12 protein-coding genes and 1 pseudogene are annotated in these 13,998 nt (G+C 59.1%); 6 read left to right on the top strand and 7 right to left on the bottom strand.

What is annotated here, in order from left to right:
- Positions 1 to 206 precede the first annotated feature (206 nt).
- The 7 genes and pseudogenes from acnA to ASG35_RS22380 form a co-directional block, all read right to left on the bottom strand.
- A complete protein-coding gene (gene acnA / locus ASG35_RS22410; protein WP_056362845.1) occupies positions 207 to 2,924 on the bottom strand; it encodes an aconitate hydratase AcnA in 2,718 nt (905 codons plus the stop codon).
- Positions 2,925 to 2,998: 74 nt separating this feature from the next.
- Entirely contained in the window at positions 2,999 to 3,391 is a 393-nt protein-coding gene (locus ASG35_RS32845; protein ID WP_056363780.1) for an MmgE/PrpD family protein, read from the bottom strand.
- Positions 3,392 to 3,440: 49 nt separating this feature from the next.
- A pseudogene (locus ASG35_RS22400) lies at positions 3,441 to 4,649 on the bottom strand (bifunctional 2-methylcitrate dehydratase/aconitate hydratase); the annotation flags it as partial.
- Positions 4,650 to 4,867: 218 nt separating this feature from the next.
- On the bottom strand, positions 4,868 to 5,395 hold the full coding sequence (locus tag ASG35_RS22395; RefSeq protein WP_056362843.1) for a hypothetical protein: 528 nt from the start codon (positions 5,393 to 5,395) through the stop codon (positions 4,868 to 4,870).
- Positions 5,396 to 5,537: 142 nt separating this feature from the next.
- Positions 5,538 to 6,710, bottom strand: coding sequence for a bifunctional 2-methylcitrate synthase/citrate synthase (prpC, locus tag ASG35_RS22390; RefSeq protein ID WP_056362840.1), 1,173 nt, complete (start codon positions 6,708 to 6,710; stop codon positions 5,538 to 5,540).
- Positions 6,711 to 6,735: 25 nt separating this feature from the next.
- Positions 6,736 to 7,737 (bottom strand): HpcH/HpaI aldolase/citrate lyase family protein, encoded by a 1,002-nt coding sequence (locus ASG35_RS22385; RefSeq protein WP_056363779.1) that lies wholly within the window; start codon positions 7,735 to 7,737, stop codon positions 6,736 to 6,738.
- A gap of 140 nt (positions 7,738 to 7,877) precedes the next feature.
- Positions 7,878 to 8,864: a malate dehydrogenase gene (locus tag ASG35_RS22380; RefSeq protein WP_056362837.1), complete on the bottom strand. Its 987-nt coding sequence runs from the start codon at positions 8,862 to 8,864 to the stop codon at positions 7,878 to 7,880.
- 569 nt (positions 8,865 to 9,433) lie between these two features.
- Here ASG35_RS22380 and ASG35_RS22370 point away from each other — a divergent pair.
- The 6 genes from ASG35_RS22370 to ASG35_RS22345 all read left to right on the top strand — a co-directional run bounded on the left by ASG35_RS22370 (position 9,434) and on the right by ASG35_RS22345 (position 13,955).
- On the top strand, positions 9,434 to 10,222 hold the full coding sequence (locus ASG35_RS22370) for a GntR family transcriptional regulator (RefSeq protein WP_056362831.1): 789 nt from the start codon (positions 9,434 to 9,436) through the stop codon (positions 10,220 to 10,222).
- Between the two features lie 157 nt (positions 10,223 to 10,379).
- Positions 10,380 to 10,790: a succinate dehydrogenase, cytochrome b556 subunit gene (gene sdhC / locus ASG35_RS22365; protein WP_056362828.1), complete on the top strand. Its 411-nt coding sequence runs from the start codon at positions 10,380 to 10,382 to the stop codon at positions 10,788 to 10,790.
- 8 nt (positions 10,791 to 10,798) lie between these two features.
- Positions 10,799 to 11,167, top strand: a complete 369-nt coding sequence (gene sdhD / locus ASG35_RS22360; protein WP_156393339.1) for a succinate dehydrogenase, hydrophobic membrane anchor protein — start codon at positions 10,799 to 10,801, stop codon at positions 11,165 to 11,167.
- A gap of 3 nt (positions 11,168 to 11,170) precedes the next feature.
- Positions 11,171 to 12,949, top strand: a complete 1,779-nt coding sequence (gene sdhA / locus ASG35_RS22355) for a succinate dehydrogenase flavoprotein subunit (RefSeq protein WP_056362822.1) — start codon at positions 11,171 to 11,173, stop codon at positions 12,947 to 12,949.
- Between the two features lie 15 nt (positions 12,950 to 12,964).
- Positions 12,965 to 13,669, top strand: coding sequence for a succinate dehydrogenase iron-sulfur subunit (locus ASG35_RS22350; protein ID WP_031362534.1), 705 nt, complete (start codon positions 12,965 to 12,967; stop codon positions 13,667 to 13,669).
- Between the two features lie 13 nt (positions 13,670 to 13,682).
- Positions 13,683 to 13,955, top strand: coding sequence for an FAD assembly factor SdhE (locus ASG35_RS22345; protein WP_056362818.1), 273 nt, complete (start codon positions 13,683 to 13,685; stop codon positions 13,953 to 13,955).
- The last annotated feature ends 43 nt before the right edge of the window (positions 13,956 to 13,998 follow it).

Below are 13,998 nucleotides of genomic sequence, written 5' to 3'. Positions count from 1 at the left end.
ATTCCCCTCATTGGACGAGGGGATTTTATGGAGGCTGTGTGACAACTCTCCGATCCGGTGCGGGTGGCCTTGCGGTGACCACGTAAAAACAGAAAAGCCGCGCTCATAAATGAGCGCGGCTTTATTCATTGCTTCAAGTGACCGGCAATACGACCAAATCACGCGTTGATCCAAAAAAACGCGCGGTCACCTGCAACAACTAAACCTCAAGCAGCCAGCAACGACCGCAGCACGAACGGCAGAATCCCGCCGTGCTTGTAGTAATCAACTTCAATCGGCGTATCGATACGCAGCAGCACCGTCACGCGTTGCTCGCTGCCATCCTTGCGATGGATCACGAGCGTCACTTCCTGCTGCGGCTTGATATCGGACGAAAGGCCTTCGAGGTCGAACGTTTCTTCACCAGTGATGTTCAACGACTGGACGCTGTCCGAGCCCTTGAATTGCAGCGGCAACACGCCCATGCCGACCAGGTTCGAACGGTGAATCCGCTCGAAGCTGCGCGCGACCACCAGCTTCACGCCGAGCAGTTGCGTGCCCTTCGCGGCCCAGTCGCGCGATGAACCCGTGCCGTACTCTTCGCCGGCGAACACGATGGTCGGCGTGCCTGCATCGATGTACTTCATCGCTGCATCGTAGATCGACATTTCTTCGCCGCTCGGCTGGAATATCGTCACGCCGCCTTCCACGCGCGAACCGTCCGCCTTCAGCGGGATCATCAGGTTCTTGATCCGCACGTTGGCGAAGGTGCCGCGCATCATGACGTCGTGGTTGCCGCGACGCGAGCCGTAGCTGTTGAAGTCGGCTTTTTGCACGCCGTTTGCCTTCAGCCACACGCCCGCAGGCGAGCTTTCCTTGATCGAGCCAGCCGGGCTGATGTGGTCGGTCGTAACCGAATCACCAAAGATGCCCAGCGGACGCGCGCCCTTGACGGCCGGAATGCTGTCGGCCGGGGTCATCGAAAAGTCCTTGCCGAAGAACGGCGGCTCGGCAATGTACGTCGACTTCGGCCAGTCATAAACCTGACCCGCTTCGCCTTCGATCTTGCTCCACAGGTCGCCGGTCTTCGTCAGTTCCGCGTAGTTCTTGCGGAACGCATCGGCGTCGAGCGCGTACTTGAGCAGCGCGTTGACTTCGTCGCTCGTCGGCCAGATGTCGCCGAGGAAAATGTCCTTGCCGTTCTTGCCCTTGCCGACCGGTTCCGTCATCAGGTCGACCGTCATGTTCCCGGCGATGGCGTAAGCCACGACCAGCGGCGGCGATGCCAGGAAGTTCGCGCGGATGTTCGGGTGAATACGCGCTTCGAAGTTACGGTTACCGGACAGCACGGCGGCCGCCACGATGTCGTTCTTCGTGATCGCGTCGTTCAGTTCCGGCGTCAGGTCGCCCGCGTTGCCAATACACGTCGTGCAGCCGTAAGCGGCCAGCGTGAAACCGAGCTGGTCCAGGTACGTCAACAGGTTCGTCTTCGTCAGGTATTCCGTGACAATGCGCGATCCCGGAGCCAGCGACGTCTTGATGTGCGGCGCAACGGTCAAACCGGCTTCGACCGCTTTCTTCGCCAGCAATCCGGCAGCCAGCAAGACGCTCGGGTTCGACGTATTCGTGCACGACGTGATCGCGGCAATCAGGATGTCGCCGTTCTTCACGTTGACGTTGTTCGTGGTCGTGTATTGCGTGTTCAGGTCGGCGGCCTTCTTGCCAAAACCGTTGTCGCTCACAGCCTTCGAGAACAGGTCGGTGAAGTTCGACTTCACGTTCGTGATTTCAATACGATCCTGCGGGCGCTTCGGACCCGCCAGCGAAGGCGCAACCGTGCTCAGATCCAGAGTTAGCGTCTTCGTGTAGTCGATCTCGCCGGCCTTCGGCACGCCGAACAGGTTCTGCGCCTTGAAATACGATTCGAACGCGGAGATTTCAGCGTCGGTACGGCCCGTTCCCTTGAAATAATCGATGGTCTTTTCATCGACGGGGAAAAAGCCCATGGTCGCGCCGTATTCCGGTGCCATGTTGCCGATGGTCGCGCGGTCCGGCAGCGACAACGAAGCCGTGCCTTCGCCGAAGAACTCGACGAACTTGCCGACGACCTTCTCTTTACGCAGCATTTCGGTGACGGTCAGCACGAGATCGGTTGCCGTCACGCCTTCGCGAATCTTGCCCTTCAGTTCGACGCCCACTACGTCCGGCGTCAGGAAATACACCGGCTGGCCGAGCATGCCGGCTTCAGCTTCAATACCACCCACGCCCCAGCCCACAACGCCAATGCCGTTGATCATGGTCGTGTGGCTGTCCGTGCCGACGAGCGTATCAGGGTAATACACGGTGTCGCCTTCCAGCGTCTTCTTGTGCACGCCGCGCGCCAGATATTCCAGGTTCACCTGGTGAACAATGCCGACGCCCGGGGGCACGACCTTGAACGTATCGAAGGCTTGCATACCCCACTTCATGAACTGGTAGCGCTCGTTATTGCGCTGAAATTCCAGTTTCATGTTCAGGTCGAGCGCGTCTTTCTGACGGAAGTAATCGATTTGAACCGAGTGATCGACCACCAGATCGACCGGCACGAGCGGCTCGATTGCCTTCGGGTCCTTACCTGCGCGCTTCGCCACGCCACGCATTGCGGCGATATCGGCGAGCAGCGGCACGCCCGTAAAGTCTTGCAGCACGACGCGCGAGACCACGAACGGAATTTCGTCGGTACGATCCGCGACCGGCTTCCAGTTCGCCAGTTGCTTGATGTGTTCTTCGCCGATCTTCTTGCCGTCGTAATTGCGCAGCACCGATTCCAGCACGATACGAATGGATACCGGCAGACGTTCGATCTTGATGTTCAGCGCCTTCCCGAGCGCGGGCAACGAGTAGTACTTGCCTTTGCCGGAACCACTGTCGAATTCCTTGAGCGTTTTATGGAGATTGTGGGCCATGTTTTTTTTCCTTGGTTTAAACGAGGAAACACCTTCAGTACTTTCAATCTAAAGAACGTGTCACGGATGCTGACTCAAATCACGTACAAATCAACATATTCATTGACCGGCATTGCTTCGAGCGTTGCCTGATCCAGCGATGCCGCGATAATCGCCTCTTGCTGTTTCGCCGGGAAGCGTCGTGCGAGGTTGGTCCTGAACTTCTCGACCAGCAGCGGAATGCCGTCTTCGCGGCGGCGCTTGTGTCCGATCGGGTATTCAACGACCAGCTCGTCGAACGTGCTGCCGTCGTTGAATTCCACCGTCAGCGCATTGGCGATCGAACGCTTCTCCGGATCGAAATAATCCTTCGTGAATTGCGGGTCCTCCACGCACTCGATCTTCGCGCGCAAGGTATCGATGCGTGGATCTTTCGCGATCGAATCTTCGTAATCGGAAGCCGTGAGACGACCGTAAATCAGCGGCACGGCGACCATGTACTGAATGCAGTGATCGCGATCGGCGGGGTTATCGGATCGCGATCGAATCTTCGTAATCGGAAGCCGTGAGACGACCGTAAATCAGCGGCACGGCGACCATGTACTGAATGCAGTGATCGCGATCGGCGGGGTTATCGAGCGGACCCTTTTTATCGATGATCCGGATCGCCGCCTCGTGCGTGCGGATCGTGATCTTCTTGATGTCTTCAATTTTCTTGCCGCTTTCAGCCAGCTTCGCGTTCAACGTCATCGCTGCTTCCACCGCCGTTTGCGAGTGGAATTCAGCCGGGAACGAAATCTTGAACAGCACGTTTTCCATCACGTACGAACCGTACGGACGCTGGAACTTGAACTCGTTGCCCTTGAAAAGGACATCGTAAAAGCCCCACGTTTTAGCGGTCAGAACCGACGGATATCCCATCTCGCCGGTCTTCGCGATCAACGCAAGACGCACGGCGCGCGACGTGGCATCGCCTGCGGCCCACGATTTACGCGAACCCGTATTCGGCGCGTGACGATACGTGCGCAGCGAGTGACCATCGACGAAAGCCAGCGAAACCGCGTTGATCAGTTCATCGCGCGTGAGGCCGATCAGTTGCCCGACGACCGCCGTCGATGCCAGCTTCACCAGCAACACGTGATCGAGCCCGACCTTGTTGAACGAGTTTTCCAGCGCGATACAGCCTTGAATTTCGTGCGCCTTGATCATGCCGATCAAAACGTCTTTCATCGTCAGCGGCTTTTTGCCTGTGGCGACGGCGTTGCGCGACAACCAGTCGGCAGTCGCCAGAATCCCGCCGAGATTGTCGGACGGATGACCCCATTCGGCGGCGAGCCACGTGTCGTTAAAGTCGAGCCAGCGGATCATCGCGCCGATGTTGAACGCGGCCTGAACCGGATCGAGCTGGAACGATGTACCTGGAACCTTGGCGCCGTTGGGGACGATCGTGCCGGGCACGATGGGTCGCGCGCCGATGTTGAACGCGGCCTGAACCGGATCGAGCTGGAACGATGTACCTGGAACCTTGGCGCCGTTGGGGACGATCGTGCCGGGCACGATGGGTCCCAWCAGCTTGGTGCARGCGGGATAGGTGAGGGCTTCGAGTCCGCAACCGAGGGTGTCGATCAGGCAATTGCGCGCGGTATCGAGCGCCAGTTCGCTGTCGATCTGATAGTTGAGAACGTAGTCGACTATGTCGACCAGTACGCGATCCGGCTCGGGCCGGACGTTTGAAATATGGCTCATATAGGCGAGGCGATTGGCGCAGATCTGTGGCTGGTTGGCCGCGACTTCCGGTACGAAGCGCAGGGCGGCAACGAGCGCCAGCAATGGAGCGGTATCGAGCGCCAGTTCGCTGTCGATCTGATAGTTGAGAACGTAGTCGACTATGTCGACCAGTACGCGATCCGGCTCGGGCCGGACGTTTGAAATCGGTGCGGACATCGAAAATCCCAGTTGGAAACTTACTTGACGTTCTTGATCAACTCGTTTGCTTGCGTAGGCGCCGGAGCACCCGTTGCTGCCATTTCAGCCGTCTTGCATTCGTCGGCGAGACGCGCTTCGTCTTTGTCGGAGAACAGCATGGCCTTCGTCGGGATCACGACCAGATCGAGGCCCGTGGCGGAATCGTGGAAACGGTCAGCGCCCGTGGTCGTGGCCTGACGCGGCAGTTGGTAATCCTTCTTCGCCCAGTTCACGGTGACGATCTGGTCGCGTTTCATGTCGCCTTTCAGGTAGAAAGCGAGGCCTTCGTTGCACGACCATTTGGTCGAACCATCGGGAACGGGGTCAACCTTGGCCGCCAGTTTGGCTTCGGTGCCGGGTTTACGCTTGATCAGACGGCGCGCCGGGGCCGGGCGTTTTGCAACTGCTTTTTTAGCCGTGGTTTTTGCAGGTGCGGTGGATGCATCCGCGGCCAGCGCGCTCGTGGTGGCGAGCATGCCGGACATGGACAGGGCGCCGACTACGGCGGCGATCAGGAGTTTGTTCATCAATGACAGCCTTTCTAGATATCGTTTAAGTGTTCAACCCGGGTCTTTATCGGCGGGATATTTCAGTGTGAAATGGTGCGCCGCATTGGCCCGTTTTGCGAAAGCACGCGTGCCGGTTGGACCATCCGGCGCACGCAGCGCGCTATTTTCGCTTATTTAGAGACTGGAACTTCAGATTTTCGGGCCCGGTGTAATTCGCGCTCGGTCGAATGATCTTGTTATCGATGCGTTGCTCGATAATGTGCGCGCTCCACCCCGACGTGCGCGAGATCACGAAAAGCGGTGTGAACATGGCGGTGGGCACGCCCATGGCGTGATACGAAACCGCGCTGAACCAGTCCAGGTTCGGGAACATCTTCTTCGCGTCCCACATCGTCGTTTCAAGTCGCTCGGCGATGTCGAACATTTTTGTATCGCCCGCTTCCTTCGACAGCTTCTTCGCGATGTCCTTGATCACCTTGTTGCGCGGATCGGAGATCGTGTACACCGGATGGCCGAAGCCGATCACCACTTCCTTCGCTTCCACGCGGCGACGGATATCGGCTTCCGCTTCGTCGGGCGTTTGATAGCGGTTTTGGACTTCGAACGCGACCTCATTCGCGCCGCCGTGCTTCGGGCCGCGCAACGCGCCGATACCGCCGGTGATCGCCGAATACATGTCCGATCCCGTGCCGGCAATCACGCGGCACGTGAACGTGGATGCGTTGAACTCGTGCTCGGCATACAAGATGAGCGATGCATGCATGGCATCGACCCAAGACTTCGATGGCGCGACGCCATGCAGCAAATGCAGGAAATGGCCGCCGATGGAATCGTCGTCGGTCTCGGTTTCGATGCGCCGGCCGTTATGCGAATAGTGATACCAGTACAGAAGGATCGATCCAAGCGATGCCATCAGACGGTCGGCAATATCCTTCGCGCCCGGGACGTTGTGATCGTCTTTCTCGGGCAACAGCGTGCCGAGCACGGAGACGCCGGTGCGCATGACGTCCATCGGATGCGCGGAAGCGGGGATCCATTCGAGCGCGGCTTTCAAATTTGCGGGCAAACCGCGCAAGGCCTTGAGCTTCGTTTTATACGATTTCAATTCGGCCGCATTCGGCAACTTGCCGTGCACGAGCAGATACGCGATCTCCTCGAACTCGGACGTCCCGGCGATATCGAGAATGTCGTAGCCTCGATAATGCAGATCGTTGCCCGTCTTGCCGACGGTGCACAGCGCGGTATTTCCCGCAGTCACGCCGGATAGCGCGACGGATTTCTTCGGCTTGAACCCGCCTGCAGCGGGTGCTTCTTTCGTCAAGGTATCGCTCATTCGACCTGGTCTCCTGATAGGTAGGTCAAGCTACTCTGTCTTGTGAAAAAAGCGTCTCCGCGCTTTCGGGGATAGCCTGTGCCGACGCCTTCGCGCGCCGCAGCACGGACCAGTAATACCGATAACTCGCGCGATCATGCAGCGTGTCCTGATACCGCGTCGGGCCCCACTGCGCGTTCTGCGCAGCAAGAAGAATCTCCGTAGCCACGGCAATTTCATCGCCACGTGGCAGAAAGGCATCGACGATCGGCCTGATCTGCTCCGGATGGATGCTCCACATGCGCGTGTAGCCAAACTCGTTGCGAGCGCGCTGGGCGTCGTTTGTAACCACGCTCATGTCGCGCACTTCCGTGCAAACGTTATGCGACGCCACTTTCCCGTGCGCATGGCAAGCCGCCGCGATCTCGAGCTTCGCGCGGCGCACGAGCGGGTGGTCGAACTGGCCGGGCGAGCGCATGGCGGTATCGGGGATCGCGCCGTTATGCGCCGATACAAAGTCCATCAGCCCGAAACTCAGCGCTTCCACGCCGGGCAGCGCGGCAAGGTCGAACACTTCGGCCAGCGCGCCATGCGTTTCGATCAACAACTGGCACGGGATCGCACTCTCGATCCCGAACTCGCATCGCGAAGCTTCGATAAACGCGACCATCTCGGCGGCATCGAAGACGCTGCGAATCTTGGGGAGCGTGATATAGGCGGGCGCTTTTTTGGCGGCGCGCAGGATGATGCGCACGTCGTCGCGCCACGCGCGGTTTTCGAAGTCGTGAATCCGGACGCCGACGCGGCCGAAGCGGTCGTCGTCGCTACCCAGAAACGATGCCACCATCTCCGCGTGCGACGCTTCCTGACCGACCTGTGCGCCGTCTTCGCAATCGAGCGTGATATCGAAAACCGGGCCGAGTTGCGCCTGCAACGCGAGCGATTTGCGGATCAGCTTCTCGCTTCCGGCGTAGTGATCGCACGGCGGCATCACAGCGGGGGGCACGTCGCCTTCAAACAGCACTTCGGCGGGGGTGAGAGCGCGCATCGTCGGCGTCGGGTTTGCTTTTAAGAGAATGGGAACTGCGGATTCGATTACGTTCGATGCGAACAAAGCCCGCCCAAACGCACTCGAATCGGCCGCGAACGCCCTTGTACAAAGGCGTCCGCGCGATTACATCTTGCTAATTACTTGCCCAGCAGATGCGCAACGCCGTCGCGCTCTTCCAGCAATTCATTCAGCGTGCCGGTCATCTTCTCGCGCGAGAACGCGTCGATTTCCAGGCCTTCCACACGCTTGTATTCGCCGTTTTCGCACGTCACCGGCACACCGTAGATGATGTCTTCCGGGATTTCGTACGAACCGTCGGACGGAATGCCCATGGTCACCCACTTGCCGTTCGTGCCGAGCACCCAGTCACGAACGTGATCGATTGCCGCATTGGCAGCCGACGCCGCTGACGACAAACCACGCGCTTCGATGATCGCCGCGCCGCGCTTTCCAACCGTCGGGATGAACGTGTTGCGGTTCCATTCGTCGTCGTTGATCAGCTTGGTGAGCGACTCGCCTTCGACCGTTGCAAAACGGAAATCCGGGTACATGGTCGGCGAATGATTGCCCCACACGGCCAGCTTTTCGATGGCGGCGACCGGCTTGCCCGACTTCGATGCCAGTTGCGACAGCGCGCGGTTGTGGTCCAGACGCAGCATTGCCGTGAAGTTCTTCTTCGGCAGATCCGGCGCCGACTTCATGGCGATATAGGCGTTGGTATTCGCCGGGTTGCCGACGACCAGCACCTTGACGTCGCGGCTTGCCACGTCGTTGAGCGCCTTGCCTTGCACCGTGAAAATTTCGGCGTTGGCGGACAACAGGTCCTTGCGCTCCATGCCTTTCGAGCGGGGACGTGCGCCGACCAGCAACGCTACGTCTGCGTCCTTGAACGCAACCTTCGGGTCGTCGGTGACGACCACGCCAGCGAGCAGCGGAAACGCGCAATCTTCCAGTTCCATGACTACGCCCTTGACGGCGCCTTGCGCCTGCGGCAGGTCGAGCAACTGAAGGATGACCGGCTGGTCCTTGCCAAGCAGATCGCCATTGGCGATGCGAAACAGCAGCGAGTAACCGATTTGACCTGCGGCGCCGGTGACGGCAACGCGCTTTGCGGACTTAGCCATTGAGAACACTCCTGAACGGTGCGTGAAACGCTAGGGAAAACGCCATTTTAGGCGCGTTACGCGAAGCGTTGATGAAGCAAGTGATCCGAACTGCGCGGGCAACCCTGGAAAGCCAATAACCACGCGCCTGGAGCGAGATTGTCACTGACTGTCCGGTAGCATGCCGGCAATCGCAGCCCGACCCACATGCTGGAAATCGGGTCCTGCGAGCGGGAGTTTGCACTGGGATCAGCTTCATCAGCGCCGTTCAACGCTTCGAGCGCTGCGGGTTCGTTCTGCGCGCGGGCGTTGCAAGAGCGGGGCACTGGCAGCGGCCAAGCGAACACGAAAGCCGTTCGGCTTGAAGCGATGAGCGAAGGCACATTGACGCAAAGTACCGCAAAAGCGCCTTACCGAATGACATACAGGCTACGCCGGCAAACGCGCGCGTCACCCCGCAAACCCTTGCTCGCCAAGGAGTGTAGGATTCGAATGAGTCAAAGTCAACCATATCATATGTCTTATATAAGACATAGGAATGTCGGGGAAACCGCTGGACGCGGCTCGGGGCTTTATGATGAAATGCGCGGATGAATTCGAACCCAGCGAGCACGACGAACCCTTCCGGCACGCCCAACGCGGCTGAAAGCGTGCCCGCTTCGTCGCCGACGTTCAGCCCGCTGTACCAGCAAATCAAGGCCCTCATCACGCAAGGGCTCGAAACGGGTGAATGGAAACCTGGCGAAATCATCCCTAGCGAGGTCGAACTCGCCGCCCGCTACAAGGTGAGCCAAGGCACGGTACGCAAGGCTATCGACGAACTGGCGGCCGACAACCTGCTCGTGAGGCGTCAGGGAAAGGGCACGTTTGTTGCGACGCACAACGAAGATCGCGTACAGTTCCGCTTTCTGCGGCTGCTGCCGGAAGATGGCGATGTCCACCCTCACGTCAGCCGTTTGCTGGAGTGTCGCCGCCTGCGCGCACCCGCCGAAATCGCCCGTCAGCTCGATTTAAAACCTTCCGATCCGGTCGTTTGCATAAAACGCCTGCTGCAATTCGACGGCGAAACCACCGTATTTGACGAGATCTGGCTTCCCGGCGCGGTGTTCCGCGGACTTACGGCCGAGCGGCTGGCAGATTACAAAGGCCCGCTTTATGCGATGTTCGAAACGGAGTTCGGCACGCGGATGATCCGGGCATCGGAAAAAATAAGAGCGGTCGGAGCCGACGTCGCGGTCGCGCAATTGCTGGGAGTAAGCGAGGGCTCGCCGCTTTTATCGGTCGAGCGCGTGTCTTATACCTACGGCGACCGGCCAGTAGAAGTCCGGCGCGGCTGGTATGTCACGGACGGTTATTACTATCAAAACGATTTGAGTTGAAACAGAACGTGGACGGCTGCATGACGAACCCGCAGGGTCGACATAAAAGCCTTTCTCACGCGATTGGCAATAGCTTCTTGTGAGGCATTTCGCTGCAGCGCGATATGAAAAGGCGCTAAAATCGCGGACTAGTGTGATAACAAAGTTGGGGTCTAGCATGGCTGAAGCTGTAAAAAAACCAAGGCCTGAGTACCGGAATATCGGACTTGCTCAGCTCGCAACCTACCGGCTGCCGCTAGCGGGGAAGGTTTCGATTCTTCACCGCATCAGTGGTCTGCTTCTATTCGTAGCGCTGCCGTTTCTGCTTTATCTGCTGGACCAGAGCCTGACATCGGAAATCAGTTTCGATGCATTCAAGGGCTTTCTCGCCAATCCTCTCGTCAAGATCGTGGTGCTCGTGCTGTCGTGGTCCTTCCTGTTCCACTTTTGTGCCGGCATCCGTTTCCTCCTCCTCGATACACACCGCGCAGTGAGCAAGGAAGGCGGCAAGCAGACGTCCATCGTCGTGCTGACGGTGTCGACTCTGCTGACAATCGTCGTTGCGCTTAAACTCTTCGGAGCCTTCTGACAATGGCCGTGAATAACAACAATCGAATTGGTCCCAAGCGCCTCGTAGTCGGCGCGCATTACGGTCTGCGCGACTGGCTCGCGCAGCGCATTACGGCCGTTGTGATGGCTTTGTACACGCTGGTGCTGCTGTTCTGGTTTTTCGGTGCGCGCGATTTTTCGTATGACGGCTGGGCGTCGATCTTCGCCATGCAATGGATGAAGCTCGCCACCTTCGTAGCCTTGCTCTCGCTCTTCTACCACGCGTGGGTCGGCATTCGGGACATCTGGATGGACTACGTGAAGCCGGTCGGCTTGCGTTTGCTCCTGCAAGTGGTAACGATCCTCTGGCTGGTCGGTTGTATCGGCTACGCGGCACAGATTCTCTGGAGAGTGTAAAGAATGGCTGCAATTAAAACGTCCCTGCCGCGTCGCCGTTTCGACGTCGTCATCGTAGGTGCAGGTGGTTCCGGCATGCGCGCTTCGCTGCAACTCGCTCGCGCAGGTCTGTCGGTCGCGGTGCTGTCGAAGGTATTCCCCACGCGTTCGCACACGGTGGCCGCGCAAGGCGGTATTGGCGCGTCGCTCGGCAACATGAGCGAAGACAACTGGCATTACCACTTCTACGACACCATCAAGGGCTCCGACTGGCTCGGCGACCAGGACGCGATCGAATTCATGTGCCGTGAAGCGCCCGGCGCTGTCTACGAACTCGAACACATGGGCATGCCGTTCGACCGCAATGCCGACGGCACGATTTATCAGCGTCCGTTCGGCGGCCACACGGCGAACTATGGTGAAAAGCCGGTCCAGCGCGCGTGCGCTGCGGCTGACCGTACGGGTCATGCATTGCTGCACACGCTGTATCAGCAAAACGTCGCGGCCAAGACGCACTTCTTCGTTGAGTGGATGGCGCTGGACCTGATCCGCGACGCCGACGGCGACGTGCTCGGCGTGACCGCGCTCGAAATGGAAACGGGCGACGTCCACATTCTCGAAGGCAAGACCACGTTGTTCGCCACGGGCGGCGCGGGCCGGATCTTCGCGGCATCGACCAATGCGTTCATCAATACCGGCGACGGACTCGGCATGGCGGCGCGTTCGGGCATTGCATTGCAGGACATGGAATTCTGGCAATTCCACCCGACCGGCGTTGCCGGCGCGGGCGTGCTGATTACGGAAGGCGTGCGCGGCGAAGGCGGCATCTTGCGTAACTCGGACGGCGAACGCTTCATGGAACGCTACGCACCGACGCTTAAGGATCTGGCGCCGCGTGACTTCGTTTCGCGTTCCATGGACCAGGAAATCAAGGAAGGCCGCGGCGTGGGTCCGAACAAGGACCACGTGCTGCTGGACCTGTCGCATATCGGCGCCGAGACCATCATGAAGCGTCTCCCGTCGATCCGCGAAATCGCGATGAAATTCGCGAACGTCGATTGCATCAAGGAACCGATTCCGGTTGTGCCGACCATCCATTACCAGATGGGCGGCATCCCGACGAACATTCACGGCCAGGTTGTCGGTACGCTCAAGGGCGGCTACGAAGAACCGGTGAACGGCTTCTACGCTGTCGGCGAATGCTCGTGTGTGTCGGTGCACGGCGCGAACCGTCTCGGCACGAACTCGCTGCTCGACCTCGTGGTGTTCGGCCGCGCGGCCGGCAATCACATCATCAAGCACGCGCAGGAAATGAAGGAGCACAAGCCCCTTCCCGCCGATGCAGCCGACGCAGCGCTCGCACGTCTCGCCGTGCTGGAAAGTTCGTCATCGGGCGAATACACGCAGAATATCGCCAACGATATCCGCGCGACCATGCAAGCACACGCTGGTGTGTTCCGCACGTCCGCGTTGCTGGAAGAAGGCGTGGGCAAGATCAAGGAACTGTCCGAGCGCGTCAAGCACGTGCATCTGAAGGACAAGTCCAAGGTCTTCAATACGGCGAAGGTCGAGGCGCTCGAGCTTGCGAACCTGATCGAAGTGGCCCGCGCCACCATGATTTCGGCGGAAGCGCGCAAGGAAAGCCGCGGTGCGCACGCGCACAGCAACTTCGAGCATCGCGACGACGAAAACTGGATGAAGCACACGCTGTGGTTCAGCGAAGGCGACAAGCTCGACTACAAGCCGGTGCACATGACGCCGCTGACGGTCGAATCGGTGCCGCCCAAAGCACGGACCTTCTAAGGCAAAGGAATCGAAATGGCAAAGCGTACTTTTGAAATCTACCGCTACGATCCGGACAAGGACGCGGCGCCCCGCATGCAGACGTACGAGATCGAAATCGACTCGCACGAACGCATGTTGCTGGACGCGCTCCTGAAGCTGAAATCCGTCGATGAAACCCTGTCGTTCCGCCGTTCGTGCCGTGAAGGCGTGTGCGGTTCGGACGCCATGAACATCAATGGCAAAAACGGTCTGGCGTGCCTGCAGAACATGAACGACCTGCCGCAGAAGATCGTGCTGCGTCCGCTGCCGGGTCTTCCGGTCGTGCGTGACCTGATCTGCGACTTCACGCAATTCTTCAACCAGTATCATTCGATCAAGCCGTACCTGATCAACGACACGCCGCCGCCGGAAAAGGAGCGTCTGCAGACGCCCGAAGAACGCGACGAGCTTGACGGCCTGTACGAATGCATTCTGTGCGCCAGTTGCTCCACCTCGTGCCCGAGCTTTTGGTGGAACCCGGACAAGTTCGTGGGTCCGGCGGGCTTGCTGCAAGCCTATCGTTTTATTGCGGACAGCCGCGACGAAGCGACGGGTGAACGTCTGGACAACCTGGAAGATCCGTATCGTCTGTTCCGTTGCCACACGATCATGAATTGCGTGGATGTGTGCCCGAAGGGACTGAACCCCACCAAGGCAATTGGCAAGATCAAGGAATTGATGGTGCGCCGCGCTGTCTGATAGGGACTGTGTCATGAATGACTCCGGGCATCAGTCCGACCCTCTACGTCGCGCACGCCTGAGATGGCGGGCGCGGCGCGGTCTGCTGGAAAACGATCTGATCTTCGAGCGTTTTTTCAGCCGATATGAGCATGACCTCAGTGACACGGACGTCGGCGTGCTGACGCAACTGCTGGAACTGAGCGACAACGACCTGATGGACTTGCTGCTGGCACGCAAGGAACCGGATGGCGAACTGGCCTCGCCGGATATGACTCGCGTGCTGGAGATGCTGCGCTCAGCTTGAGCCAGCCACGAGAGTCGTGCAATTGTCGTGCGAATTATCGAAA

This window comes from Burkholderia sp. Leaf177 (assembly GCF_001424345.1).
In the GTDB taxonomy this organism is placed as follows: domain Bacteria; phylum Pseudomonadota; class Gammaproteobacteria; order Burkholderiales; family Burkholderiaceae; genus Caballeronia.
The sequence above is the reverse complement of the archived record's forward strand: the minus strand, read 5'-3'. Positions and strand labels throughout refer to the sequence as shown.